Below are 25683 nucleotides of genomic sequence, written 5' to 3'. Positions count from 1 at the left end.
CGATGCGCATCGTCGACGTCAACGAATTCTACTCGCCCACGGGCGGGGGTGTCCGGACCTATATCGACCGCAAGATGTCGATTCTGGCCGAGATGGGGCATGAGCTGATCGTGCTCGCCCCCGGCACCGAGGACGTGGTCGAGGAGCGCCCCGGCGGCGGCAAAATCATCTATATCAAGGCGCCGCGCCTGATTCTGGATACCAATTACGGCATGTTCTGGGACGGTGCGCCCGTGTGCCGCCTGCTCGACGAGCTGGACCCGGACATCGTCGAGGTTTCTTCGCCCGCCAAGCCCGCCTGGTTCGTCGCCAGCTGGCAGGGGCGCGCGAAGAAGGTCTTCTTCATGCACAACGACAATGTCGGCACCTATCCGGTCCGCTGGCTGGACGGCATCGTCGCGCAGGAGCGGGTGGAGGACTGGTTCAGCTGGTACAGCCGCTACATGAATCGCTTCCTCGACCATTACGACCTGGTGCTGTCCAACGGCCCGGCGCTGGTCAAGCGGCTGGGCAAGCGCGGCGTGCGGGTGGACGAGGGAATCCCGCTGGGCATCGAGCGGCATTTCTTCTCGCCCGACCACCGCGACGAGCGGCTGCGTGCCGCGCTGCTGGCGCAGTGCGCGCTGCCCGAGGATGCGCATCTGCTGCTGGGGCTGGGGCGGCATCACCCGGAAAAGCGCTGGCCGATGGTCATCGACGCGGTCGAGCGGGTGGCCTCGACCCGGCCGGTCGGCCTGATCCTGATCGGCGGCGGTGTCGCCAGCCGGACGCTGGAGAAGCGGATCGCGGGCAGCCCCCATATCCGGCTGTTCCGCCCGGTCTATGACCGCCCGCGCCTGTCGCGGATCATGGCGAGCTGCGACGCGCTGGTGCATGGGTGCGAAACCGAGACGTTCGGGCTGGTCGCTTCCGAGGCGCTGGCCTCGGGCCTGCCGCTGGTGGTGCCCGATTATGGCGGGTGCGCCGAGGTGGCGAGCCCGCTCTTCGCCGAGACCTTCCGCGCGCGCGACGGCGCCGCCTGTGCCGAGGCGATCGAGCGGCTGCTGTCGCGCGACCCGCGCGTCCTGCGCAACGCCGCGCGGGTCGCGGCCGCCAAGGTGTTCAGCGACCGCGACCATGCCGAGGCGCTGATCGCGCGGTATCAGCGGCTGCTCGACGGGGAAATGGGCGAGCGGGCGGCGGCCTGATTCCGCCGCTCCATTCAGCCGGAGCAATCCCAAACCTCCGTTCAGCCTGAGCGAAGTCGAAGGCCACGCTTCAACGCTTGCGGCGAACGATTCCCTTGGCCTTCGACTACGCTCAGGCTGAACGGCAGAGGGGCTTAAGCCGCCAGCAAATCCGCGTAACGCGACGGCGTGTGCGTCTTCGCCAGCCGCGAATAGGTCTTGTCGATACTGTCGAGCAGCGCGGGCACGCCATTGTCGCCGGGATGCACCGCGACCCGCGCTACCGGGGTGGGTCGCAACCCGTGCCGCAATACGGCCGCGGCGGCGAGCGAACTCAGCTGCCGCCCTCGCGAGCGGCTGGCCCAGGTGACGACCGGCCCGCGCGCGATGATCTTGCCATCGGCGGGCGTCCAGACGCGGAAATGATCCTCGGCCAGCCCGAACCCCGCATCGCCCAGCGCCAGCCGCGCCTCGTCCGAATAGAGCCAGGCGGGCGCGATGAAGCCGGTCGCGCGGCGGCCGATAATGTCCTCGATCAGCGCGGTGCCGCGCTGCATCCGCCGCAGCGCCTCGGCGCGGTCCAGGCCGACGAACTCGCCTTCGCCCGCCGTCATGTGCTTGGCCTTCAACGCGGTCTTGGAGTCGGTGTGGACCATGTCGTCCTTGTGCGACCAGCCATGGACGAACATCTCGATCCCCATGTCCGCCCAGTCGCGCAGGCGCGTGGCGAAGGGGGTGCCCGGCGCGATCGGCGCGCTGTTCCAATGGTCGGGGATGACCAGCATGGCCAGGCGCGGGCCGCCGAGATGGCCCGACAGCCGGTCGAACAGCGCATCGACCGCCCCCTCGAACCGGGGGGACACGTCATGGATCGAGGCGAGAAGGCGTTTCATCGCGTGGATTTATAGACGCTGATCGTCTCATTGCCCATCGGCAGTTTCGCCGCCAGCCGGTATCCGTCCGCCATCACCGCCAGGACGCGGGCATGGGCCTCCGCCCGCTCGCCATTATAGGGCGGGCGCATCACGACGACGGCGGGGTGCTGCGAGAGGATGCGGGTGATCTCGCTATCCTGGTCGACGCCGGTGGCGCCGGCCTCGCGCGCGCGGCTGAGATGCGCGGGCACGATCCAGCGCGACAGGGTGCAGCGCTCGGTGGCGACATAGAGCATGGTGCTGCCCGAATAGACGTACAGACAGCCCGGCCCCTTGCCGACCGCCTGGGTGAGCGCGGCGAACTCGGTTGCCTCGCCGCGCTCATGGCGCAGGCTGAACAGCACGATCTGCCCGGCCAGCGCGATGGTCAGCAGCAGCGCGGGCGTGTAGCGGCGTCGCCATGCCGGGCTGCCCAGCATCGCGGCGGCGGCCGTACAGGCGGGCAGCAGGATCGGCAGGCCATAATGGTCGAACCACGGCCGGAACAGCAGCACACCGATCACCGCCGCACCCAGCCAGAAAGCGAGGAAGGTCCGCTCATGGCTGCGCTCCGCCCGCTTGAGGCCCAGCACCGCCAGCGTGACGATCGGCGACAGGATCAGGACCATCTGTCCCAGATTGCCCGCCAGCTCGGTCAGCGGATCGGGGTTGCGGTGAAAGATCGACAGGAAATTGGCGTAGAGGAATGCGTCCCACTGCCCGATCGCGGCATAGACCCCCGCCGCCAGCGCGGTGGGCGCGAGCGACACCACGACCAGCGCGGCACCGTAAAGGACGAGCGCGACCGCCGACCGGCTCCGCCGCCATTCGCTGGCCAGCAGCCACAGGCCGAAGACCATCCCCTCGAACACCGCGGAATATTTGATCTGGAGGACGATGCCGACCAGCGCCATCGCCGCCAGCCCCAGGCTGCGCACCCCCCGCCGATCCGATTCGAGGATAGCCCAGGCTGCGCCCATCATCAGCAGATTGTAGAAGACCGGCGCTTGACCACCCTGGCCGCCCAGCAGGTCGAGCCACAGGATATAGGCGATCCCCGCCGCCGTCGCCTCCGCGCCCCAGCCGAGTCGCGCCGCCATGCGCGCGATCAGCCATCCGGTCGCGACCACGCTGATCAACGCTATCGCCTGATAGGCCCAGATGCCCGCCGGAAAGCCGAATGCGGCGGGCACGGCATAGAGCAGGAACAGCCCGATCGGCTTGCGGTCCCACACATCGACGAACGGCCACGCGCCCTGCCACATGGCGTGGCCGGTGAAGAAGTAGAACTCCTCGTCCACATGGACCACCGGATTGCCGAAGGTCGCCATGCGGGCGAGGATCGCCACGGCGAGCAGGATCAGGAGGCGGTGGGTGCCCAAGGTGGTGGGGCGGTGCAGGGACGGTGTGGGGCGTGAAGACATGGGGCGGATCCAAACGAGCTACGCCCGTCGCAGTGGATCGTGACGAAAGTTAGGCCGGATCGACATTCGGCCATGCCCATTCGTCCCTCTCCCCTCGCAGAGGGGAGAGGGTTGCGCAGACTTGGTCTTTGCGAAAGCAAAGGCTTAGTCGGAGCTGGGTGAGGGGTGGGCGCGCGGGGACCGAGCGCGCGAGCCCGCAGGGCTCGCTCAACCCCTCACCCAAGCTGCGCTAGCCAGCACGCTGGCAAGCTTCGCTAACCCTTTCCCCTGTCCAGGGGAGAGGGAAGGGGCAAGCGTCATGAATGTCGATCGGCCCTGGGCCTTCTGCTCTCACACGCTCCACCCAGGCGAAGGCCGGGGTCCAGTTGCGAGACGGTGGCGAGACTATTGGCGCTTCCCCAACTGGATTCCGGCCTTCGCCGGGATGGTCCGATGGTTTGCAGCAGGGGCTAAACCAATATTACCGCGTCGCGGTCACGAAATAGTCGAGCGCGGTCGAGTCGCTGACCATGAAGCCCTTGGTCGGCGAGAAGCTGAGCCCCCGCACGTCGCGCACCTGCAATCCGGCATCCGTCAGCAGCGCCGACAATTCCTCCGGCGCCAGGAACTTGGACCAGTCATGCGTCCCCTTCGGAATCCTGCCCGTTCCCTCCGCCAGCGTGATCAGCGCCAGTTTCGACAGCGGCGTGCGGTTGGGCGTCGACAGGATCATCAGCCCGCCGGGCGCCAGCGCATCGGCCAGCCCGCGCACGAATCGCGCGGGGTCGGCGACATGCTCGATCACCTCCAGCGAGGTGACGAGGTCGAACGTCTCGCCCGCCAGCCCCTCGACGCTCCCTGCGCGGTAATGGATCTCCAGTCCCGACTGGGCGGCATGGGCGGCGGCGACCGCGACATTCTCCGGCGCGGCGTCAAGCCCCGTCACCTCGGCGCCGAGCCGCGCCAGCGGCTCGCACAGCAGCCCCGCGCCGCAGCCGACGTCGAGTGCGCGCTTGCCCGAAAGCGGCGTGAAGCCCTGCCCATCGGCATCCCAGTGCAGGTCGATCTGCTCGCGGATATAGCGCAGCCGCGGCGGATTCAGCCGGTGCAGCATCGCGCTTGATCCCTTGGGATCCCACCAATCCGCGGCCATCTTTCCGAAATGTGCGGCTTCGGCCCCGATAATGGTAGAATCGTTCAAATGGCTTGCGTTCGTCATGGGGGCTACCTATCAGGACCGCCGTTTTACCCCAAGGAGATTGGCAAAAACCGCATGGCCCGTATCGTGATGAAGTTCGGCGGCACCTCGATGGCCGGAATCGAGCGCATCCGCAACGTGGCGGCGCGGGTCAAACGCGAGGTGGAGGCTGGGCATCAGGTCGCGGTCGTCGTCTCCGCGATGGCGGGCGAGACCGACCGGCTGGTCGGTTTCTGCCGCGAGGCCTCGTCGCTCTACGATCCCCAGGAATATGACGTCGTCGTCTCGGCGGGCGAACAGATCACCAGCGGACTGCTGGCGATCACGCTCCAGGCGATGGGCGTTCCCGCCCGCTCGTGGCTGGGCTGGCAGTTGCCGATCCATACCGACACGGCCTTTGCCAAGGCGCGCATCGGCGAGATCGACACCACCGCGCTCGACGAAAGTCTGGCGGCGGGCGTGGTCGCGGTGATCCCCGGCTTCCAGGGCGTGGCCGAGGGCAATCGGGTCACGACGCTGGGTCGCGGCGGATCGGACACCAGCGCGGTCGCGGTCGCGGCGGCGATGAAGGCGGAGCGGTGCGACATCTATACCGATGTCGACGGCGTCTACACGACGGACCCGCGCATCGTGCCGCGTGCGCGCAAGCTGTCGAAGGTCACCTATGAGGAGATGCTGGAACTCGCCAGCGTCGGCGCCAAGGTGCTCCAGACCCGCTCGGTGGGTCTGGCGATGAAGGAACAGGTGCGCGTGCGGGTGCTCAGCTCGTTCGATGACGCACGGGACGAAGACGGACATCGCGGCACGTTGATCGTGGGCGAAGAGGAAATCGACGATATGGAACGCCAGCTCATCACCGGCATCGCGCATGACAAGAACGAAGCCAAGATCACCCTGACCGCCGTGCCGGATCGCCCCGGTTCGGTGGGCGCAATCTTCGCACCGCTCGCGGATGCGGGGATCAACGTGGACATGATCGTCCAGAACATCGCGCATTCGACCGGCTCGACCGACGTGACCTTCACGGTCCCCTCGGCGGACCTCGCCCGCACCCTGGACGTGCTGGAAAAGGCGAGCGGCGACATCGGTTATGCTAAGATGGTCCACGACACGCGGGTCGCCAAGATCTCGGTCGTCGGCGTCGGTATGCGCAGCCATGCGGGCGTGGCCTCGACCATGTTCCAGACGCTCGGCGCGCGCGGGATCAACATCCTCGCCATCACCACGTCGGAGATCAAGGTCAGCGTACTGATCGAAGAGGATTACACCGAATTGGCGGTGCGTGTCCTGCACACCGCTTACGGCCTGGACGCCGAGGCGGCCTAAAGGCTTCCCCCTCCCTGGGTTCGGCTTGGGGAGGGGGCTCTTGTTCGTGCGAAGCCGCGAAGACGCGAAGCGTCTTCAAGAAGGTTGGTTCGCGCAGAGGCGCGGAGGGCACGGAGGTGGCGTATCCAGCCGCTATTCTTGCCCTCCAATGACGGCCTGTTGCGGCGGAGATTGCGCTGCCGCGCGCGAAACCTCTCTGCGTCCTCTGCGCCTCTGCGCGAACCATTCTTCTTCGCGGCATCGCGGCTTCGCGTGAACCAAATCTTGCCGTCCGCCGCGCTCCACGGCATGGAGCGCCGATGACCGACACCCTCAACACCACCACCGGCGCACAGCGTCTCGCCACCCGCATGGCGCGCGGCGCGGCCTTTCTTGGCGCCGACATGGCGATCATGGCGGGTGCCATGTCCTGGGTGTCGGAGCGCAACCTCGTCTCCGCCATGTCGAACGCGGGCGGCTTCGGCGTGATCGCCTGCGGCGCGATGACCCCCGAACTGCTCGACACGGAAATCGCCGCGACCAAGGCGATGACCACGCGCCCCTTCGGCGTGAACCTGATCACCATGCACCCGCAGCTGTTCGACCTGATCGCGGTGTGCGGCCGTCACGGCGTCGGCCATGTCGTCCTCGCCGGTGGCCTGCCCCCCAAGGGCGCGCTGGAGGCGATCAAGGAGACCGGCGCCAAGGTCATCTGCTTCGCGCCCGCGCTGAGCCTCGCCAAGAAGCTGATCCGCTCGGGCGTCGATGCGCTGGTGATCGAGGGGATGGAGGCGGGCGGCCATATCGGTCCGGTCTCGACCAGCGTGCTGGCGCAGGAAATGCTGCCCGAGATCGCCACCCAGGTCCCCGTCTTCGTCGCGGGTGGCATCGGCCGGGGCGAGGCGATTGCCGCCTATCTCGACATGGGGGCGGCGGGCGTCCAGCTCGGCACGCGCTTCGTCTGCGCGACCGAGTCGATCGCTCACCCGAACTTCAAGAAGGCGTTCATCCGCGCCTCGGCCCGCGACGCGGTGGCGAGCGTGCAGATCGACCCGCGCCTGCCGGTCATCCCGGTTCGCGCGCTCAAGAACGCGGGCGGCGAACTGTTCACCGCCAAGCAGCGCGAAGTCGCCCAGTCGCTGGACGAGGGCAAGGTCGCGATGGCCGAGGCACAGCTCCAGATCGAACATTACTGGGCCGGTGCGCTGCGCCGCGCGGTGATCGAGGGCGATGTCGAGCATGGCTCGGTCATGGCGGGCCAGTCGGTCGGCATGGTCACGAAGGAAGAGCCGATCGCCGACATCCTGGCGCAACTGATGACCGAAGCCGCCGCGGCGCTGGTTGCACGGGCGGCTTGAACATTCCTCCCCTGCAAGGGGAGGGGGACCATCCGAAGGATGGTGGAGGGGTGTCCCCACCGGCCGTGACACCCCTCCGTCAGGGCTTCGCCCTGCCACCTCCCCTTGCAGGGGAGGAATAACGCGACCTCCAACCCTCTGACAAACGCCTCGTTTCATCGCAGGGCTTACGACGTGTTAACCTCGATTCGGCATGACGTCGGGCAACAGCCGGGGGCGGATTTTCCGAGGATCAGGGTCATGGCGAGTGTGCGTATTGTATCAGGGTTGGCGATCGGCCTGGCATTGGCGGGCTGTGCCGCGCGCGAAACCGCCAAGGTCGCGCCGCCGCCGGTGATGGTCCCGGCCCAGCCGCAATATGCCAAGGCGCCGCTGCCGCCCGGGGCGACGCCGGGGATGCGCATCCCGGTCCTGCTGCCCGACGGCAATTACGACACGCCCAACCGCTCGCTGACCAGCGCCGCCACCATCTGGCATCTGCGCTCGGCGCTGAACGTCGCCGCGCTGGCCTGTCGCGGCGCGGATGAGGGGCAGATCGTCACCCGGTACAATACCATGCTGACCGTGCAGCGGATTCCGCTGGCGGCGGCGGAAAAGCGTTATTCGGCCGAATATCAGTCGCAGGGCGGCGACTGGCGCGACCGCTATGACGACGCGATGACGCGGCTCTACAATTTCTTCTCGACCACGCCGGTGCGAAAGGGTTTCTGCGCCGCCGCCGACCAGGTGCTGAGCGACATCAGCACCGGGCCCGCCGACGGGTTCGAGAGCGGCGCGGCGGCCCGGCTGGACCGGCTGAACGCGCCCTTCATCGCTTTCTTCCGCGCCTATGACGCCTGGCGCAACGGCACCATGGTGCCGGTGAAGCAGGGCATCGCCCCGCTGACCATCGCAAGCAGCGCAGCCCCCTCGGTTGCCCCCGTTGCCCCCGCCAGCGGTCCGGTGCTGTCCAGCCAGCCGGTGCCCGCCGCCACGCCCTATACCCGGCCGGTCATCAATCCCCCGTCGCTGAAGGTCGATTCGGCCGCGATCCAGTAAGGATCAGTCGGCGATCCAGAACAGCGATTCGACCGGGCGACCCAACGCCCGCGCGAGCTTGAGCGCGAGCAGGGTCGAGGGTTGGAAGACGCCGTTCTCCACCGTGTTGATCGTCTTGCGGCTGACCCCGATCGCCTCGGCGAGTGCGCCTTGGGTCAGCCCGGCCGCCTCGCGCGCGGCCTTCAGGTCGTTGGCCAGCGTCTCGTTCATCGGCTGGCGCGCAGCTCCAGCGTGGCGAAGGCGATCAGCGCGGCGATCAGTCCGGCGGTGATGGTGATCCTGCCCAGCGCCACCGCACCCAGCGGCTTGGCGGTCGAGACCGTGATCGCCGCCGCCGCCGCGACGATCATGGCCCAGAAACCGGCTTCGAAGCTCGACCGACGATGGTCGCGGGTCGTCTCGTCGTTCATCAATCGGGCGACCGGGCCGCACCCGCTCCAGCGAAACGGCAGGCCGGTCAGGTTCAAGGCGGCGGCTCCGATCATGGCGAACCAGGGGAGAAGCCGCTTGATGTCGTCATGCCCGGTGGCGATCGTCAGGATGGTCGAGGCCAGCAGGCTCAAGGCCAGCAGATAGAAGAGGATCGCCCGAGCACGGCTCTTGCGTTCGGCCTTTTCGACGAGATTTATCACGACCTCCTGTAACCTATAGATTACATGTAACCCGTAGGTGACAGGTGCGCAAGTGCCTTCCTTCCCCCGGACGGATCGGTTAACGGGCAGTCACCATGACGGTGACGGACGACGACCAGCCGAAGGGCGGCCGCTTCGAGGGGCACGAGCATCGCTTTGCGGTGCGCGTCTATTTCGAGGATACCGACCTGTCGGGCGTGGTCTATCACGCCAATTACCTGCGCTATATGGAGCGTGCGCGCTCCGATATGCTGCGCGTGGCCGGGATCGACCAGCGCGCCGCACATGAGGCGGGGCAGGGTGCCTATGCCGTCACCGACATCGCCATCCGCTATGCCGCCTCGGCGCGGCTCGACGACGACCTGGTCGTCGAGTCCAGACTGATCGAGGTCAGTGCGGTTCGCGTCGTCATTCATCAGACAGTCAGGTGCGGCACGGTCAAGCTGACCGAGGCCATGGTCACCGTCGCATGGGTGGGTCCGAACGGCCGCCCGCGTCGGCAGCCCGCCGACTGGATCGCCATCTACCAACGCCTTGTCTGGCAGGGGGACACCCAACACCCATGAATCCCGTCTTCAACATGGATGCCGCCACGCTGTCGCCCGTCGCCCTGTTCATCCACGCCGACTGGGTGGTGAAGATCGTGATGATCGGGCTGCTGCTCGCCAGCATCTGGACCTGGGCGATCATCATCGCCTTTTCGCGCAAGCTGGTGCGCACGAAGAAGGGCATGACCCGGTTCGAGCGCGATTTCTGGAAGGCCGAGGATATCGACGCCTTTCACCGGATGGAGCAGGACAACGAGCTTCCCTCGGCGCGGGTCTTTTCGGCTGGCGTGCAGGAATGGCGGCGCTCGACCGCGGGCGGGCATATCGACCGCGACGGCACGCGCGAGCGGCTGGCCACCGCGATGGGATCGGCGGTCGCGGGCGAGATCGACAAGCTGTCGGACCGGCTGAACGTGCTGGCGACGGTCGGCTCGGTAGCACCCTTTGTCGGGCTGTTCGGCACCGTCTGGGGCATCATGCGCAGCTTCACCGGCATCGCGCAGGCGCAGAACACCTCGCTGGCGGTCGTGGCGCCGGGCATTTCGGAGGCGCTGTTCGCCACCGCCATCGGCCTGTTCGCCGCCATCCCGGCGGTGATCGCCTATAACCGCTTCAGCCACGGCGTGAACCGGGTGGAGGCGTCGCTGAACCGCTTCGCCGACGGCTTCCACACCACGCTCAGCCGCCAGCTCGACCAGGCGCGTTGAAGGGGTAGCGGCGATGGCCATGAACCTTCCCTCCCGCTCCGGCCGGGGCCGCCGCGCGCCGATGGCGGACATCAACGTCACGCCCTTGGTCGACGTGATGCTGGTGCTGCTCATCATCTTCATGGTGACGGCGCCGCTGTTGACCAGCGGCGTGCCGGTGAACCTGCCCGACAGCCGCGCCAAGGCGCTGGACCAGGAGCAGAAGCCCGAACAGATCGCCATCGACCAGCAGGGGCGGATGTTCCTGAACGATGACGAGATCACCGAGGGCGACCTGCCAGCGCGGCTCGATGCGATCGCGGCGCGCAAAGGCCCCGACGGCCAGGTGCCGCAAGTCTATCTGCGCGCCGACCGCGCGCTGGACTATGGCCGGGTAATGCGCGTGATGGGCGAGCTGAACCGCGCCGGGCTGAACCGCGTGTCGCTCGTCACGGTCGAGGGCGGACCGGCAGAGGGGGCGGGCGCCCGCTGATGGAGCGTGGGGAACGGACCGGACTGGCGATCGCGGTCGCGGGACATGTCGTCCTGTTCGGCCTGTTGTCGGTCGGCTTTCTGTCGACGCCGAATCCGGAGAAGCTGAAGGTCACGCCGATCGACATCTCGCTGGTAAAGGATGTCGCGCTGGAGGCCGCCTCCCCGACGCCCAACCAGCAGGCGGCCCAGTCGGTCGCGCCCGAAGAGGGGGCGCCGGAAGATGCCGCGCCGCCCGAGCCGGTCGAGGCTGAACCCGAACCCCAGCCTGCGCCGCCACCCCCGGCGCCGCAGCCGAAACCGCAACCGCAACCCAAGCCCAAGCCGGAGCCGAAACCCGAACCGGCGCCCAAGCCCGAGCCGCGCCCGGTGCCGAAGCCGCAGCCCAAGCCGGTGGAACGGCCGAAACCGCAACCCAAGCCCGCCGCAAAACCCACGCCGCCAAAGCCGGTGCACGAGGCCAAGCCGACGCACACCGCGCCGGCCCGCCCGACCCGGTCGGAGGCCAAGCCCGCGGCGACGCCGAAGCCGACCACCGCAGCGCGCGGAGAGGGCAAGAGCGAGACGGCGCATACGACCCGGCCGCGCGGATCGCATCTGGGCGCGGACTTCCTGAAGGGGCTGTCGGCCGACCCGTCGCCGTCCCGGTCGCAGGCCGCACCCGCGGCGAAGATGGGGGCCGCCGAAGCCGCCAACATCGCCTCGGCGATCAAGCGGCAGGTCCAGCCTTGCGCCAATCGCCAGGTCAATCCCGGCCCGGGCGCCGAGCGCATTCGGGTGAAGATCAACCTGCACATCAATCCGGACGGCAGCCTGGCCGCCGAACCGCGCGTGACCGGGCATAGCGGCGTCGATGGCGACAATGAACGCTATGTCGACCGTGTCGACGCCCTCGCCATTGCGACGTTCAAGGGCTGCTCGCCGCTGCGGGGCCTGCCCAAGGAGCTGTATGACGTTCCCAATGGCTGGCGCAATTTCACGCTGATCTACAAGCTGCCGGGCTGAGGATGATGCTCCCGCCTCTCCTCTGGTCGGCCGCCCAGGCGGGGGCGCCTGCTTCCGAAGCGCAGGCGCAAGCGATGCGGATCGCGACACGGGTCCTGCACCAGGTTCAGCCCTGCGCCGACCAGGTGGTCAATCCCGGCCCCGGCGCGGAACGGATTCGGGTCACGATTCGCCTGCATTATCGTCGCGACGGCATGGTCGCCGGACCGCCGGTGTTCCTGGATCACGCCGGTGTCGACGCGAGCAATGCGGCCTATGCCGCGCGGATCGACGACCAGTTGACGACAATTTTCAGAAACTGTCCATTACGCGACATGCCTCCGGCGCTTTATGACGCGCCCGGCGGCTGGAGCGACTTTACGCTTCGTTTCAGACTCCCGGGTTGAGGACCATGTTTATGCCCCGTTCCCTGCTGACTCTGCCGCTCACGCTCACGCTCACGCTGGCGCTGGCGGCCAGTGCCGTGGGGGCGCAGGACGTGCCCGCGCCCCAGGATCAGGCGGCGGCGCCGGCCCCCGCCGCCGGACAACAGCCCGCAGCAGCGCCTGCGAACGGCCAGGAAGGGCTGGTCGTCGATGTCGAGGGCGGCATCTCCGCGCCGATGCCGATCGCCATCCCGGCGATGCCGACCAGCGCGGTGGAACAGACCCCGGCGGGCACGACCGATGTCGTCGGGCAGGAATTGTCGAAGATCATCACCAACGACCTGCGCAATTCGGGCCTCTTCACCCCCGTGCCGCCTGCGCAGCTGCGCACCGTGTCGTTCCCGGAAGTGACCGCGCCCGCCTTCGACTATTGGAACGGCACCGGCGCGCAGGCGCTGGTCCAGGGCTATGTCCGTGCCAATGGCGACGGGACGCTGACGGTCGGCTGCTATCTCTATGACGTGCTGGCCAAGAGCGAGCTGGCGCGGCAGGGCTTTGTCGTGTCCCCCGGCGACTGGCGGCGCGCGGCGCATAAGTGCGCCGACACCATCTATACCAAGCTGACCGGCGAAGGCCCCTATTTCGACAGCCGCATCGTCTATGTCTCCGAAACCGGGCCAAAGGCGCGGCGGATCAAGCGGCTGGCGATCATGGACCAGGACGGCGCGAACCACCGTTTCCTGACCAACGGCCAGTCGATCGTGCTAACCCCGCGCTTCGCGCCGAACCAGCAGTCGATCGTCTACATGTCCTATGTCGACAAGCGGCCTGCCATCTATGTCTATGACATCGGATCGGGGCGCCAGCGTCTGGTGGTGCAGAACGCCGCGACGACCTTCGCGCCGCGCTTCTCGCCCGATGGCCGCTGGATCCTGTTCTCGATGGCGCAGGCGGGCAATACCGACATCTACCGCGTGTCGGCGCAAGGGGGCACGCCGCAGCGGCTGACCAACGCGCCCGGCATCGACACCGGCGGCAGCTATTCGCCCGATGGCTCCAAGATCGTGTTCGAGAGCGACCGCTCGGGCGGGCAGCAGATTTACGTGATGAACGCCGATGGATCGAACCAGCAGCGGATCAGCTTTGGCGGCGGTCGTTATGCGACCCCGGTCTGGAGCCCGCGCGGCGACCTGATCGCTTTCACCAAGCTGGGCGGCGCGTTTCGCATCGGCATCATGAATCCGTCGGGCGGGGCCGAAAAGCTGCTGACCAACAGCTGGCAGGACGAAGGACCCAGCTGGTCGCCCAATGGCCGGGTCATCACCTTCCAGCGTTCGACGCAGGGCGCGTCGGGCAAGGCGGATGTGTGGATGGTCGACCTGACCGGCGTCAACGAGCGGCGGATTCCGACCCCGCTTGACGGATCGGACCCTGCCTGGGGGCCGTTGCGTCCTTGACGGTACAATGAGGCAAGTTTCGGGGGCGAAACAGAGCAAGAGGGAGTTGCAATTCCGATGAACAAGACCAAGACCACGCTCGTCGTCGCGACCCTAGCGATCGCCATGGCGGGCTGCGCCAAGAAGCGGCCCGAAGTGCTGCCGCCCGCCCCGGTCAGCCAGAATACTGGCGTCGATCCCAATGCGGGCGCGACCACCAATCCGGACGGCGCGGTCGTGCCTGGCTCGGACGCCGATTTCCGTCGCTCGGTGACGTCGAACACGGTCCATTTCGGCACCGACCAGTACGACATCGACCCCGAGGCGCGCGCGATCCTGGACAGCCAGGCGCAGTGGCTGATGCGCTATCCCAATGTCCGCATCACCATCGAGGGGCATTGCGACGAACGCGGCACGCGCGAATACAACCTCGCGCTGGGCGATCGCCGGGCGAATGCCGCCAAGAACTATCTGGCGGCGCGTGGCGTGTCGGCCGACCGCATGAACGTCATCAGCTATGGCAAGGAACGCCCGATCGCGCTGGGTTCGGACGAAGCCGCCTGGGCGCAGAACCGCCGCGCGGTGACGGTGGTGCTGAGCTGACGATCGTCATTCCTCCCCATCTTTGATGGGGAGGGGGACCGCGCCCGAAGGGCGTGGTGGAGGGGCTTAGCCCGTCCGTCCTTGCCCCTCCACCACCGGGCTGACGCCCGGCGGTCCCCCTCCCCAAGCATAGCTTGGGGAGGAATGGGGTGGCGTGCAGCGTCGTCTAGCACACCCTCCGTTCAGCCTGAGCGAAGTCGAAGGCCACGGGACTCGCTTTCGGCAAGGTCCGGGCCGTGCACTTCGACTTCGCTCAGTGCGAACGGATGGCGGGATTATCCGCGAAACGCGTCGTTCAGCAGTTTCGCCAGCCGCAACCCGCCGCGCTTCACCTGCTCGCGTTCGACCGGGGCCATTTCCCGGATCGCGGCTTCGTTCATCGTCATATGCGAAGGCGTCGGCTGGCACGGATCGCCGCCCATCGCGGCGGCATAGGCGCGCTTGGCGATGGCCCAGTTCTCGCGGCTCCAGGCATCCACATCGCCCGCCGATTCGCGCCGGCGCTCGGCCGCCGGATAGGCGCGGACCAGCTTGGGCGGGGTCGAGATCGCCCGCTCGGCCAGCAACCCGTCCCAGATCGAATGCAGGTTCAGGCGCGGCGTCGCATACATGCCGTAATCGACATGGGTGTCGTTGCCGCCCTTATCGCTCTTGTCGCCCGCGTGGAGGGGCTGGTGCAGGTCGCCGACGAAATGCACCAGGAAGGCCAGCGCCATCACCCGCTCCTTCGCGCCCGCGCGCTTGTCCTTCAGGATGGCGAGCTGGCGCGGAATCTGCGCCGATACGCAATCGCCCGTGTCGCAGGCCGGGGGCAGGCGGAAGGGCTGGCAGATGTCGATATTCTGATAGTGCCAGCTATAGGCATAGCCGAAGCGCGACTTGCCGTTTTCGTCCTTCAGCGGCTTGACGCAGTCGGGCCAGACGCTGGCTTCCTCGATCGTACGGACCGGGCAGCTCGGCGTGTCGAGCATGGCCTGCGCTTTCAGGATCTGGCGGATCTTGGCCCGGGCATGGGGCGTGATATTGGCCCAGGCGATGGCCGCGACGGTCTCGTGGCCATATTCCCAATAGGCGGCGGCGGGGGAGGCGAACAGCAGGGCCGCCAGCATTCCCAAGAGGATACGCAAGTGCTTCATGGATACGCCTTTTATCCTTCGTCGGCGTAGATCGCCACCCGGTGTTCGCCTTGGGCCGTGGCGCGGCCGCGATACATGCCCGCCGTCGTCATGCTCCAGGCGATGGTACCGTCGGGTCCGGCGACGATGGTGCCGCCGGTGCCGCGCAGCGCCTTCACCTCGGCCAGCACGGTGTCCGCTGCGGCCTGCACATCCTCGCCGATGAAGCGGCGGCGCGCGGCGATCTCATGGCCGACGCCGACGCGGATGAAGACCTCACCCGACCCGGTACACGACACCGCACAGGCCCGGTCGTCGGCATAGGTTCCCGCGCCCACCAAAGGCGAATCGCCGATCCGGCCCCAGCGCTTGCCCGTCACCCCCCCGGTCGAGGTGGCGGCGGCGACATGGCCTTCCGCGTCGCAGGCGACCGCGCCGACCGTGCCGTATTTCATGTCGCTGTCGAACGCGTCGGCGTTCCGGGACAGGAGTTCGTCCAGCTGGCGGCGACGCTCGTCGGTGTGGAACCAGGCGGGATCGACCTGTTCCAGCCCCTGTTCGACCGCGAACCGGTCCGCGCCCTGGCCCGCCAGCAGGACATGCGGGCTGGCCTCCATGACCTTGCGCGCCAGCGATACCGGGTTGCGGGTGCACGTCACCCCCGCAACCGAGCCCGCGCGCCGGTCGCGCCCGTCCATGATCGCGGCGTCGAGCTCGTTGGTCCCCTCCCGCGTGAAGCAGGCCCCGCGCCCGGCGTTGAAATGCGGATCGTCCTCCAGCACGCGTACCGCCGCCTCGACCGCGTCCAGCGCGCTGCCGCCCGCCGCCAGCACGGCCGAGCCGGCCTTCAGCGCGGCGTCCAGCCCGGCGCGTGCACCCGCATCCTGTTCGGGCGTCAGGACATCGCGGGTGATCCGGCCCGCGCCGCCATGGATGACCAGCGACCAGGAAGCGGACATGGGGGTAACTCCGACAGGGACAGGAAAAGCCCCGCGCCCCTATCAGATCGCGCGCTTGCTGCCATCCCCCAAGGCGGCGGGCCGCAGGCCGATCAGCGGGCGCAGCCACCGGACTTCGCGCCCAACCCGGTAGAAGGTCCAGCATCCCGCCACGGTCGCGGCGACCAGGATCAACGCGTCGAGCCAGAGCGGTAGCCCCGATCGCCGCAGGGCCAGCGCGACCAAGATGATGATCGTCTGATGGATCAGATAGAAGGGAAAGACCGCCTCGGTCAGGGTCCGCCGCCAGGGGTGATCGCGGTTCCAGAAACGCTCGGCGATGCCGATCAGGGCGACGACCGCCGTCCAACCCTGTACGGCCCGCGCGCCCGCGAACAGGATGCCGAAACCCTCCGGCGCGCCGGTCAAACCCGGCCAGCGCCATTCCAGCCCGGCGGCGACCGCATAGCTGGCGAGCGCGATGATCCCAGCGACCGCCCAGCCCCGCCGGAAGCTGTCCAGCACCCGCTCCGACCCCGCCATGCCGAAGCCGAACAGCAGCGCGGGGAAATAGATGGCATGGGCCAGCCAGTCGCCGAGCAACGCATGGGTCTCCGACTGGCCGGGGAAGAAGCGGATGTCGATCAGCAGCAGCGCGATCACCGGCAGCACCACGCCGCCCCAGCCGCCCAGCACCCGGTCGAACAAGGCCTGCGCCGCGCGTGCGAAAGGGTGCCCCACCGCCAGCATCGCTGCCACCGCCATGGTATAGACCCAGAGATAGCCGACGAACCACAGATGGTTCCAGGCGGGCGTCGGCACCACGCCGCCGATCGCGCGAAAACTGGGCCAGTCGTGGATCCAGAAGCGCGCATAGGATCCGGCATAGCCATATTTGCTGACCAGCTCGGCCCAGATTTGCGGCGGCACCAGCACCGTCACGCCGAACGCCAGCGGCACCAGCAGGCGGATGCTGCGCCCCCGCGCGAAGCTGAGGATGGTCGGATGCCGCACCGCCAGCGCCCGCGTCGCATAGCCCGATACGACGAACAGCAGCATCAGCCGCCAGGGATTGCTGGCCAGCATCGGGATGGCGACCCAGGGCAGGCTGGCCAGCTGAACGTGAAAGCCCCAGGGCACGAAGACCATGCCGATATGATAGAGGATCAGGATCGCGAACGCGCCGATACGCAGCCAGTCTAGGCCGTAATGGCGGGGGATGGGAGCGGCGGCGGTCATGGTTGGGCGGTCTGGTACAGCACTGACTTTGAACCGCAACGCGCTGTGCGTATATAAGGGCCCATGTCCATTCGTCCCTGGCGTGACATCGTCCGCCGCCAAAGCCGTCAGATCATGGTGGGCAATGTGCCCGTGGGCGGCGATGCCCCCGTCACCGTGCAGACCATGACCAACACGCCGACCAGCGATCCGGTCGCCACGCTCGACCAGATCCGGCGCTGCGAAGAGGCAGGCGCCGACATCATCCGCGTCTCGTGCCCGGACACCGATTCGACCGCCGCGCTGGCCAAGATCACCAAGGCGGCGCGGGTTCCCATCGTCGCGGACATCCATTTCCACTATAAGCGCGCGCTGGAAGCCGCCGATGCGGGTGCGGCCTGCCTGCGCATCAATCCGGGCAATATCGGATCGTCCGAGCGTGTCGCCGAAGTCGTCCGCGCCGCCAAGGCCAATGGCTGCGCCATTCGCATCGGCGTGAATGCCGGTAGCCTGGAAAAGGACCTGCTCGAAAAATATGGCGAGCCCTGTCCCGAGGCGCTGGTCGAATCGGCGCTCGACCATATCAAGCTGCTCCAGGATCACGATTTCCACGAATATAAGGTCGCGGTGAAGGCGTCCGACGTCTTCCTGGCGGTCGCGGCCTATCAGGGGCTGGCCGAGGCGACCGACTGCCCATTGCATCTGGGCATCACCGAGGCGGGCGGGCTGATCGGCGGGACGGTCAAGTCCTCAATCGGCATCGGATCGCTCCTGTGGTTCGGGATCGGCGACACGATCCGCGTCTCGCTTTCCGCCGAGCCCGAGGAAGAGGTACGCGTCGGCTTCGAGATCCTGAAGGCGCTGGGCATCCGCAATCGCGGCGTGCGCGTCGTGTCCTGCCCCTCCTGCGCGCGCCAGGGCTTCGACGTGATCCGCACCGTGCAGGTGCTGGAGGAGCGGCTCCAGCATATCCGCACGCCCATGTCGCTGTCGGTGCTGGGCTGCGTCGTCAACGGCCCCGGCGAAGCGCGCGAGACGGACATCGGCGTAACCGGCGGCGGCAACGGCAAGCACATGGTCTATCTGTCGGGCCTGACCGATCATACGGTCGAGGATGCCGACATGGTCGACCATATCGTCAAGCTGGTCGAGGCCAAGGCCGCCGAACTGGACGCGGCCGACATCGCCAAGGCGGCGATCGCGGCGGAATAAGCGACGATTTTCTTCCCCTCGCCCCTCGCAGAGGGGAGAGGGTTGCGCAGACTTGGTCTTTGCGAAGCAAAGGCTTGCGGCCGATCGACATTCAGCCAAGAAGGGTGAAATTCCTCCCCTGTAAGGGGAGGGGAACCATGCGCAGCATGGTGGAGGGGTGTCCCCGGTGGCGAGGGTAGGTCCAAATTCTCCAACCGGGACACCCCTCCGTCAGGCCTTCGGCCTGCCACCTCCCCTTACAGGGGAGGAATAGGCTGAATGTCGATCCGGCCTAGTCGGAGCTGGGTGAGGGGTGGGCGCTCGGGAACCGAGCGCGCGAGCTGATGGCTCGCTCGACCCCTCACCCAAGCTTCGCTAACCCTCTCCCCTTTCCAGGGGAGAGGGAGCGAAAAGGTCCTTACGAGCGGCGCTTGCCGGGGCGGCGGGATGTCGGCTCTCCCTCGGGCGGGGCATCCGACTCCACCAGTTCTACCACCTCGAACCGATGGCCGACCCATCCCCTTTGCCGTGCGGCCTCGGCCATGGCGGCGTCGTTGGCCATCGCCGCCTTGCGCGACTTGGCGTGGCCCCAGAACACCTCGGTCCTGCCGCCGCCCAGCTCGGCGACGATCCGCCAATAATGGGTGAAGGGCTGCGCGGTCGGGCCGATCGTCTTGACGTAACCATCGGGCATCGTCGCGGTCAAATAGCGGTTCCTGCGTGCCATGGCGCCCTCCATAGCGCAGGCGCAGGTCGTGCTCACCCCGCTTGACGCGAGCGATCCGTCCCGCCTACCGATGCGGGGCCGGAATGATCCGGCGAACATGATCGCGCCGGTTCCTCCGACAAGGGGGATTAAAAGGGAACGCGGTGAGGGCGAAGGCCCGAATCCGGGGCTGTCCCTGCAACTGTAAGCGGTGAGCGGACATGCACGGATCGGCGGTCACAGGCCGGTCCAGCCACTGGGGTAACCTGGGAAGGCGCATGTTTCCGCGATGACCCGTGAGCCAGGAGACCTGCCGGCGTCAGGTCGCTCACGCCCGGTCCAGGGGATGGTCGAGGCTAGGTCTTTTCCGACGAGCGACGCCATTGGTGGCGGAGGCGCATGGGTGACCGTGACGAAGGAAAGGCGTGCCTTGGGCATGGCGCCCAGCCGTTCGGAAACGAACGGAAGGCCTCGGCTTGTTCGCGACAAGACGCTATGAGCAGTAAAATGATATATCATAACAGATTTGGATGGGCTCCGCTGGGCCTATGGGGTGGCGCGGCGCTTCTGCTGGGCGCGCATGATGCGAAGGCGCAGACCACCGACGGCCCGGGGGCGAACGGCACCGTGCTCGTCGTGGGCCAGCGCGACAGGCAGGCGCTGGACACGCCCAATGGCACGGCCAGCCGCCTGGGCCTGACCCCGCTGGAGACGCCCGCCAGCATCGCCTCGCTGGACGGGGGCACCATCCGCGCGCGGGGCGACCTGTCGATCGTCGAGGCGGAGACGCGCGCGCCGGGCCTGTCGAGCGTCGCCGATCCCGGCAATGGCGGCACCGCGCTCGCCGCGCGGGGCTTTTCCGGACAGGGATCGGTGCTGCAACTGATCGATGGCGTCCGGCTGTTCCCGGCGGCGGGCACGATCACCTTTCCGACCGATTCCTGGATGGTCGAGCGGATCGACGTGCTGAGCGGCCCCGCTTCGGTCCTGTACGGACAGGGCGCGCTGGGCGGTGCGGTCAATGTCGTGATGCGCGCACCCACGGCGCGGACCGAGGGACAGGCCGAGATCGGTTATGGCGCGCAGGACAGTTTTCGCGCGGCCGCCGGAATCGGCGGGCCGCTAGGGCCGACGCTCGGCTACCGGGTCGATGCCAGCTATCGCCGGTCGGACGGCTATGTCGATCGGGGCCATTCGGACAGCGTCGCGCTGTCGGGGACGCTGAGTTGGAAACCCGCGCCGACACTGGCGGTCACGATCCGCGGCGATCATGGCGACCAGCGGTCCATGACCTATTTCGGCACGCCGCTGATCGACGGGCGGCTCGACCTGCGGGTGCGCGACCGCAACTATAATGTCGGCGATGCGCGGATGCGGTTCCGCGACGATCGCGGTTCGCTGCGCATCGACTGGACGCCGAGCAGCGCCGTCAGCCTGTCCAACATCGCCTATGTCCTGACCAGCGACCGCTTCTGGCGCGATCTGGAGAATTACTGCTGGGTGGCCCCCAGCGGCGCCTGCGGCGACGGATCGACCGGCACGCCCGGCACCATCCGGCGGAGCAGCAATTACGGCATCCGCCACGACCTGACCCAATGGGGCGACCAGGCGAGCCTGAACTGGCGCACGGAGCTGGCGCCGGGCGTTGCCAACGCGTTGGTCGTCGGGGTCGATGCCAATCTGGTCCGCTTCACCCATGAGAACGACTTCGGTTCGGTCGAGCAGGTGGATGCGGTCGATCCCTTCGCCTTCGATCCCGGCCGGTTCCTGGACACGCAGGGAATCGCGCCGCGCTATCGCACCCGCACCGTCGCGCTGGCGGTCTTTGCCGAGGATCGGGTGACGCTGGCGTCCAAATGGTCGGTGGTCGGCGGTTTGCGCTATGAGGAGGACCGGGTCCGTCGCTGGACGGTCGGCACGCCCGACGTGCCCGTCTTCGAAAAGACCTTCCGCAACGCCACCTGGCGGGCGGGGATCGTCTATCAGCCCCGCCCGACCCTGTCGCTCTATGCGCAATATGCCACCGGCGTCGATCCGCTGGGCACGCTGACCACCGTGTCCAGCGGGCAGGTGCAGTTCAGCAACGCCAAGGGCCATCAGGTCGAGGCGGGGGCCAAATGGCTGTTCCTGAACGGTCGGGGTAGCGCGACGCTGGCGGCGTACCGCATCGTCAAGACCGGCCTGCTCGCCCAGCGGACCCTGTCGAGCCCGGTCGAACAGGTCGGCCAGCGTTCGGCGCAGGGGGTGGAGGCGTCGGTGGCGCTCGACGTAGTGCGGGGCTTCGGCATCGACGCCAACGGCACGCTGCTGCAGGCGCGGTTCGACGATTTCCGGTCGGGCGGCGTCGATTATAGCGGCCGGACCCCGCCGGACGTGCCCGAGGCGCTGGCCAATCTCTGGCTGCGCTGGGACGCGACGACCAGGCTGCGGGCGAGGGCGGGCCTGCGCTATGTCGGGCGGCGCTTCTCCGACAATGGTGAGGCGTTCCGCATTCCGGGCTATGCCAGCGTGGACACGACCCTGTCCTATGCGTTGAGCCCGCGACTCGCGGTCGACCTGCGGCTCTATAATCTGTTCGACAAGGCCTATGCGATCACCGCTTATGGCGATCAGCAATGGATATTGGGCCGCCCGCGTTCGCTCGACGTGGCGCTTCGTGCCGCGTTCTGACCGGTCATGGGGGAAGGCGGTGCTGCGGCTCGCCTTCCTGACCCATCGCTGGGCGGGGATCGTCGCCTGCCTGTTGTTCGTGATGTGGTTCGCCAGCGGGCTGGTGATGCTCTACGTCCCCTATCCGTCGCTCGGCCCCGCGCAGGGCTGGGCGGCGGCGGAGGCGATCGACTGGGCTCGCGTGCGCTATACGCCGGAAGCTGGCGCGCGGCGGATCACGCTGGAGATGCGGGACGGTGCGCCGGTCTGGCGGATCGAGCGCGCGGAGGGCGATACGCAGATCCTGTCGGCGGCAACGGGCGGGCCGGTCGCGCCGGTCGACGCCGCGCTCGCCCACCGAGTCGCCGCGCGCTTCGGCCCGGTCGGCGAGGTCGCGCCGATCCACGACGATCAATGGACGGTCGCGGGCGGCTTCGACCGGCACCGGCCGCTGTGGAAGGCGACGCTCGCCGATGCGGACGGGACGCAGCTCTATATCTCCAGCCTGACCGGCCAGCCGGTGCAGCGGACGACCGTCACCCAGCGTGTCTGGAACTGGCTGGGTTCGGTGCCGCACTGGATCTACCCGACCGTGCTGCGCCGCGACCGACAGGCCTGGCGGCAGGCGGTGATATGGGTCGCGGGGCCCTGCATCGCGGTTGCGCTGACGGGGATGTGGATCGGTATCCTGCGTATGCGGCCGGGGCGGCGGCGCTATCGTGGGCGAAGGATGACGCCCTATCATGGCTGGATGCTCTGGCATCATGTCAGCGGCCTGCTGGGCGGCGTGATGCTGACCAGCTGGATCGTCAGCGGCTGGCTGTCGGTCGATCCGGGCCACGCCTTTGCCGGAGGCGAGGCGCCGGCGGCGTTGCTTCGAGCCTATGAGGGGAGGGCGGGCGGCCCGCAGGCGCTCGACCGGCTGGCGCGGATCGCGCGCGCCGCGCGCACCGTCGAGTGGAGCGGCGATGGCAGTTTGCAGCGGATCGCGCTCGACCGTTCCTCGCCGCACCCGCGCTGGCTGGACGCGGCGACGCTGGTGCCGGTCGGGCCGGTCGATCCGGTGCGTGCCGCGATGCTGGTGCCGGATGGGCGACGGGGGGCGGCCGAGACGCTGGAGGATCCCGATTTCTACTGGACCGATGCCACGCCGCTGCCGCTGGTTCGCCTGCGCTTCGACGACCCCGCGCGGACCTGGCTCTATGTCGATCCGATGAGCGGCGCGCTGGTCGAGCGGCAGGACCGGGTGCGACGCGCCTATCGCTGGGTCTATACGCTGCTCCATACCTGGGACTGGCCGTTGTTGACCGCGCATCGGCCGGTCTGGCTGTCCTGGATGTGGGCGTGGTCGCTGGCCGGGCTGGCGCTGTCGGTCAGCGGCGTGGTGGTCGGATGGCGTCGCCTGCGTCGTTCCGCGCGCGGCAAAAGATAAAAGGCCGCCATCGGGGTTGGCGTCGCCCGTGCTGCCCGCTTAAGTGGGCAGCATGTGGCAACTCTATCAATTCCCGCTCTGTCCCTTTTCGCGCAAGGTCCGGCTGCTGCTGGGCGAGAAGGGCGTCGGTTACGAGTTGGTCCGTGAATCGCCGTGGCAGCGCCGCGACGAATTTCTCGACATGAACCCCGCCGGACAGACGCCGGTGATGGTCGATGAAGAGCGCGGCGTGCTGCTGATCGACTCGATGGCGATTTCGGAATTTTTCGAGGAGACGGTCGAGAAGTCGGCGATGATCAACGGCACCGCCGTCGGCCGCGCCGAAATCCGGCGGCTGGTGACGTGGTTCGACACGCATTTCTATCAGGACGTGACCGGGCCGCTGCTCCACGAACGCATGGTCAAGCGGGTCGCGCGCACCGGCAGCCCCGATGCCAAGGGCCTGCGCGAGGCGATGAAGGCGGCGGTCGGGCATCTCGACTATACCGATTACCTGCTCGACCATCGCAACTGGCTGGGCGGCGCGACGATGAGCCTGGCCGATCTGGCGGCGGCGGCGCAGATTTCGGTCGCCGACTATCTGGGCGGCATCGACTGGAAGGGGCATGAGCAGACCGCGCGCTGGTATCGCGGACTGAAGAGCCGCCCCTCCTTCCGCCCGCTGCTCTCCGAGCGGATGGAGATGGTCACGCCGCCCTCGCATTACGACAATGTCGACTTCTGACGCGCCCGCCCCGCAGATCGGGATCGACGATTTCCTGGCGGTCGACATCCGCGTCGGCACCGTCATCGCCGCCGAGCCGTTCCCGGAAGCGCGCAAGCCCGCGATCAAGCTGACCATCGACTTCGGCGAGGCGATCGGGGTGAAGCGGTCCTCGGCGCAGATCACGCGGCATTATACGCCCGAGACGCTGGTCGGGCGGCAGGTGGCAGCGGTGGTGAATTTTCCCCCGCGCCAGATCGGGCCGATGATGTCCGAGGTGCTGACCCTGGGCTTTCCCGATGCGGAGGGGCAGGTGGTGTTGATCGCGCCGGATCTGGCGGTGCCTAATGGGGGGCGGTTGTTCTGAGGGGTTTCCCTTGGCCTTCGACTTCGCTCAGGCTGAACGGGGTTTTGTATCCGGTCTCCACTCCCAACCACCGTTCAGGCTGAGCGAAGTCGAAGCCCACACCCGACACATTCGTGTTAGCCTTAACATTCCCCTTGCGCCCCGTTCCCCGAAGCGTACCATCCCCTCCCGACCGTAGGGACATAACCCACGGAGGACAGGAGAGGATATGACAACCAAACGCTGGGCCGGCCACGCGCTGGCCGCTTTGCTAACGCTCTCGGTCGCGGCGCCTGCCATGGCACAGGCCGACCGGATGGCGCCGATCGCCACACCCGCGCAGCCGACCGCGATACCGCTCAACACCGGGCCGCTGCCCGGCGCGACCAACAGGGAAAGCTGGCACAGCCAGTATAACAGCGTCTTCGCCCGCAACGTGACCGAAGCGACGCTGACCCCCTTCCTGCCCGATCCGGCCAAGGCGACCGGCGCGGCGGTGATCGTCGCACCCGGCGGCGGTTTCCGGACGCTGTCGATGCAGAATGAGGGCTGGGACGTGGCCAAGGCGCTGGCCGATCGCGGCATCGCGGCGTTCGTCCTGAAATACCGGCTGAACCAGACCCCCGCCGATATGGGCGAGTTCGAAAAGTCGATGGCGGCGATGTTCTCCAGCGTGGCGCGCCCCGCCGCGCGACCCAGCCCCGAAGACGCGCTGAAGGGCCTCGCGCCCCAGATCGCCGACGCCCGCGCCGCCTTCGCATTGGTCCGGGCCCGGGTGGGGCAGTGGAAGGTCGATCCGAACCGGGTCGGCATGGTCGGTTTCTCGGCGGGCGCGATGCTGACCGTCGCGACGGTGCTCGACGGTCAGGCCAAGCCCGCCTTTATCGGCGACATCTATGGCCCGCTCCAGCCGATGACGGTGCCCGCCGACGCGCCGCCGATGTTCGCCGCGATCGCCGCCGACGATCCGCTGTTCGCGGGCAAGGGCTTCGGCCTGATCGACCAGTGGATGGCGGCGAAGAAGCCGGTCGAGTTCCACCTCTATGGCCAGGGCGGGCACGGCTTCGGCATGTATCCGAAGAAGACCACCAGCACGGGGTGGTTCGATGCCTTTTACCGCTGGATCGCGATGGAAGGGTTTTTGAAGGCCCGGTAAATTCCTCCCCTGCAAGGGGAGGGGGACCGCCGCGAAGCGGTGGTGGAGGGGGCGTGCGGCAAAGGGCATCGCCAGTGGAA

Annotated in this window: 26 protein-coding genes and 1 riboswitch; of the genes, 17 read left to right on the top strand and 9 right to left on the bottom strand. The window is 67.8% G+C overall.

What is annotated here, in order from left to right; genetic code table 11:
• Window positions 1–2 precede the first annotated feature (2 nt).
• The gene (locus tag QZ546_RS00590; protein WP_294233047.1) at window positions 3–1187 is read left to right on the top strand and encodes a glycosyltransferase; all 1185 of its coding nucleotides are present in this window, start codon (window positions 3–5) and stop codon (window positions 1185–1187) included.
• 134 nt (window positions 1188–1321) lie between these two features.
• Here the strand turns inward: QZ546_RS00590 and QZ546_RS00585 are convergent, their stop codons facing one another.
• From QZ546_RS00585 to ubiG, 3 genes are all read right to left on the bottom strand, one after another.
• A complete protein-coding gene (locus QZ546_RS00585) occupies window positions 1322–2059 on the bottom strand; it encodes a polysaccharide deacetylase family protein (RefSeq protein ID WP_294233044.1) in 738 nt (245 codons plus the stop codon).
• Window positions 2056–3504 carry a hypothetical protein gene (locus QZ546_RS00580; protein ID WP_294233042.1) on the bottom strand — a complete coding sequence of 483 codons (1449 nt, stop codon included), beginning with the start codon at window positions 3502–3504 and terminating at the stop codon, window positions 2056–2058. Before QZ546_RS00580 ends, QZ546_RS00585 begins: the two co-directional genes overlap by 4 nt.
• A 460-nt stretch (window positions 3505–3964) precedes the next feature.
• Window positions 3965–4702, bottom strand: a complete 738-nt coding sequence (ubiG, locus tag QZ546_RS00575; RefSeq protein ID WP_294233039.1) for a bifunctional 2-polyprenyl-6-hydroxyphenol methylase/3-demethylubiquinol 3-O-methyltransferase UbiG — start codon at window positions 4700–4702, stop codon at window positions 3965–3967.
• 54 nt (window positions 4703–4756) lie between these two features.
• On the opposite strand from ubiG, the gene QZ546_RS00570 reads away from it, so the two are divergent.
• The 3 genes from QZ546_RS00570 (at window position 4757) to QZ546_RS00560 (ending at window position 8382) form a co-directional block, all read left to right on the top strand.
• Complete coding sequence (locus QZ546_RS00570; RefSeq protein ID WP_294233037.1) at window positions 4757–6007, top strand: aspartate kinase; 1251 nt, start codon at window positions 4757–4759, stop codon at window positions 6005–6007.
• 350 nt (window positions 6008–6357) lie between these two features.
• Window positions 6358–7344 carry a nitronate monooxygenase gene (locus QZ546_RS00565; protein ID WP_294233700.1) on the top strand — a complete coding sequence of 329 codons (987 nt, stop codon included), beginning with the start codon at window positions 6358–6360 and terminating at the stop codon, window positions 7342–7344.
• Between the two features lie 240 nt (window positions 7345–7584).
• Window positions 7585–8382, top strand: a complete 798-nt coding sequence (locus QZ546_RS00560) for a hypothetical protein (protein ID WP_294233035.1) — start codon at window positions 7585–7587, stop codon at window positions 8380–8382.
• 3 nt (window positions 8383–8385) lie between these two features.
• Here the strand turns inward: QZ546_RS00560 and QZ546_RS00555 are convergent, their stop codons facing one another.
• Window positions 8386–8592: a helix-turn-helix domain-containing protein gene (locus QZ546_RS00555; RefSeq protein ID WP_042486613.1), complete on the bottom strand. Its 207-nt coding sequence runs from the start codon at window positions 8590–8592 to the stop codon at window positions 8386–8388.
• Window positions 8589–9014 (bottom strand): hypothetical protein, encoded by a 426-nt coding sequence (locus tag QZ546_RS00550; protein WP_294233028.1) that lies wholly within the window; start codon window positions 9012–9014, stop codon window positions 8589–8591. The genes QZ546_RS00555 and QZ546_RS00550 overlap by 4 nt, the downstream gene beginning before the upstream one ends.
• 95 nt (window positions 9015–9109) lie before the next feature.
• Here QZ546_RS00550 and QZ546_RS00545 point away from each other — a divergent pair, with 95 nt between their 5' ends.
• From QZ546_RS00545 to pal, 7 genes are all read left to right on the top strand, one after another.
• Entirely contained in the window at window positions 9110–9580 is a 471-nt protein-coding gene (locus QZ546_RS00545) for a YbgC/FadM family acyl-CoA thioesterase (RefSeq protein ID WP_294233025.1), read from the top strand.
• A complete protein-coding gene (tolQ, locus tag QZ546_RS00540) occupies window positions 9577–10269 on the top strand; it encodes a protein TolQ (RefSeq protein ID WP_294233023.1) in 693 nt (230 codons plus the stop codon). Before QZ546_RS00545 ends, tolQ begins: the two co-directional genes overlap by 4 nt.
• Before the next feature lie 13 nt (window positions 10270–10282).
• On the top strand, window positions 10283–10741 hold the full coding sequence (tolR, locus tag QZ546_RS00535) for a protein TolR (protein WP_294233020.1): 459 nt from the start codon (window positions 10283–10285) through the stop codon (window positions 10739–10741).
• A complete protein-coding gene (locus tag QZ546_RS00530; protein ID WP_294233018.1) occupies window positions 10741–11745 on the top strand; it encodes a cell envelope integrity protein TolA in 1005 nt (334 codons plus the stop codon). The genes tolR and QZ546_RS00530 overlap by 1 nt, the downstream gene beginning before the upstream one ends.
• 74 nt (window positions 11746–11819) lie before the next feature.
• Entirely contained in the window at window positions 11820–12131 is a 312-nt protein-coding gene (locus QZ546_RS00525) for a hypothetical protein (RefSeq protein ID WP_294233015.1), read from the top strand.
• An 11-nt stretch (window positions 12132–12142) separates the two neighbouring features.
• The gene (gene tolB, locus QZ546_RS00520) at window positions 12143–13567 is read left to right on the top strand and encodes a Tol-Pal system beta propeller repeat protein TolB (RefSeq protein ID WP_294233012.1); all 1425 of its coding nucleotides are present in this window, start codon (window positions 12143–12145) and stop codon (window positions 13565–13567) included.
• Window positions 13568–13624: 57 nt separating this feature from the next.
• Window positions 13625–14149, top strand: coding sequence for a peptidoglycan-associated lipoprotein Pal (gene pal, locus QZ546_RS00515; RefSeq protein WP_294233007.1), 525 nt, complete (start codon window positions 13625–13627; stop codon window positions 14147–14149).
• Between the two features lie 275 nt (window positions 14150–14424).
• Here pal and QZ546_RS00510 read toward each other — a convergent pair whose 3' ends face one another.
• From QZ546_RS00510 to QZ546_RS00500, 3 genes are read right to left on the bottom strand one after another with little or no spacing between them, the layout of a single operon-like run.
• On the bottom strand, window positions 14425–15285 hold the full coding sequence (locus tag QZ546_RS00510) for a S1/P1 nuclease (RefSeq protein ID WP_294233004.1): 861 nt from the start codon (window positions 15283–15285) through the stop codon (window positions 14425–14427).
• 11 nt (window positions 15286–15296) lie between these two features.
• Window positions 15297–16223: an isoaspartyl peptidase/L-asparaginase family protein gene (locus QZ546_RS00505; protein WP_294233001.1), complete on the bottom strand. Its 927-nt coding sequence runs from the start codon at window positions 16221–16223 to the stop codon at window positions 15297–15299.
• Between the two features lie 42 nt (window positions 16224–16265).
• Window positions 16266–17441, bottom strand: a complete 1176-nt coding sequence (locus QZ546_RS00500; protein ID WP_294232998.1) for an acyltransferase — start codon at window positions 17439–17441, stop codon at window positions 16266–16268.
• Between the two features lie 63 nt (window positions 17442–17504).
• Here QZ546_RS00500 and ispG point away from each other — a divergent pair, with 63 nt between their 5' ends.
• Window positions 17505–18632, top strand: coding sequence for a flavodoxin-dependent (E)-4-hydroxy-3-methylbut-2-enyl-diphosphate synthase (ispG, locus tag QZ546_RS00495; RefSeq protein ID WP_294232995.1), 1128 nt, complete (start codon window positions 17505–17507; stop codon window positions 18630–18632).
• Between the two features lie 397 nt (window positions 18633–19029).
• Here ispG and QZ546_RS00490 read toward each other — a convergent pair whose 3' ends face one another.
• Window positions 19030–19338 (bottom strand): hypothetical protein, encoded by a 309-nt coding sequence (locus tag QZ546_RS00490; protein WP_294232993.1) that lies wholly within the window; start codon window positions 19336–19338, stop codon window positions 19030–19032.
• A gap of 90 nt (window positions 19339–19428) precedes the next feature.
• Window positions 19429–19650, top strand: a riboswitch (cobalamin riboswitch).
• 174 nt (window positions 19651–19824) lie between these two features.
• Between QZ546_RS00490 and QZ546_RS00485 the strand changes: the two genes are divergently transcribed.
• The 5 genes from QZ546_RS00485 (at window position 19825) to QZ546_RS00465 (ending at window position 25603) form a co-directional block, all read left to right on the top strand.
• The gene (locus QZ546_RS00485) at window positions 19825–21987 is read left to right on the top strand and encodes a TonB-dependent receptor (protein WP_294232990.1); all 2163 of its coding nucleotides are present in this window, start codon (window positions 19825–19827) and stop codon (window positions 21985–21987) included.
• A 19-nt stretch (window positions 21988–22006) separates the two neighbouring features.
• Window positions 22007–23398 carry a hypothetical protein gene (locus QZ546_RS00480; protein WP_294232987.1) on the top strand — a complete coding sequence of 464 codons (1392 nt, stop codon included), beginning with the start codon at window positions 22007–22009 and terminating at the stop codon, window positions 23396–23398.
• A gap of 52 nt (window positions 23399–23450) precedes the next feature.
• Window positions 23451–24122 (top strand): glutathione S-transferase family protein, encoded by a 672-nt coding sequence (locus QZ546_RS00475; RefSeq protein ID WP_294232985.1) that lies wholly within the window; start codon window positions 23451–23453, stop codon window positions 24120–24122.
• Entirely contained in the window at window positions 24109–24468 is a 360-nt protein-coding gene (locus QZ546_RS00470; protein ID WP_294232982.1) for a tRNA-binding protein, read from the top strand. Before QZ546_RS00475 ends, QZ546_RS00470 begins: the two co-directional genes overlap by 14 nt.
• A 208-nt stretch (window positions 24469–24676) precedes the next feature.
• Window positions 24677–25603: an alpha/beta hydrolase gene (locus QZ546_RS00465; RefSeq protein WP_294232979.1), complete on the top strand. Its 927-nt coding sequence runs from the start codon at window positions 24677–24679 to the stop codon at window positions 25601–25603.
• The last annotated feature ends 80 nt before the right edge of the window (window positions 25604–25683 follow it).

It is taken from the genome of uncultured Sphingomonas sp. (assembly GCF_913062585.1).
Taxonomy (GTDB): domain Bacteria; phylum Pseudomonadota; class Alphaproteobacteria; order Sphingomonadales; family Sphingomonadaceae; genus Sphingomonas.
Note: the sequence above shows the minus strand (reverse complement) of the source record. Positions and strands in the feature narration are given on the sequence as shown.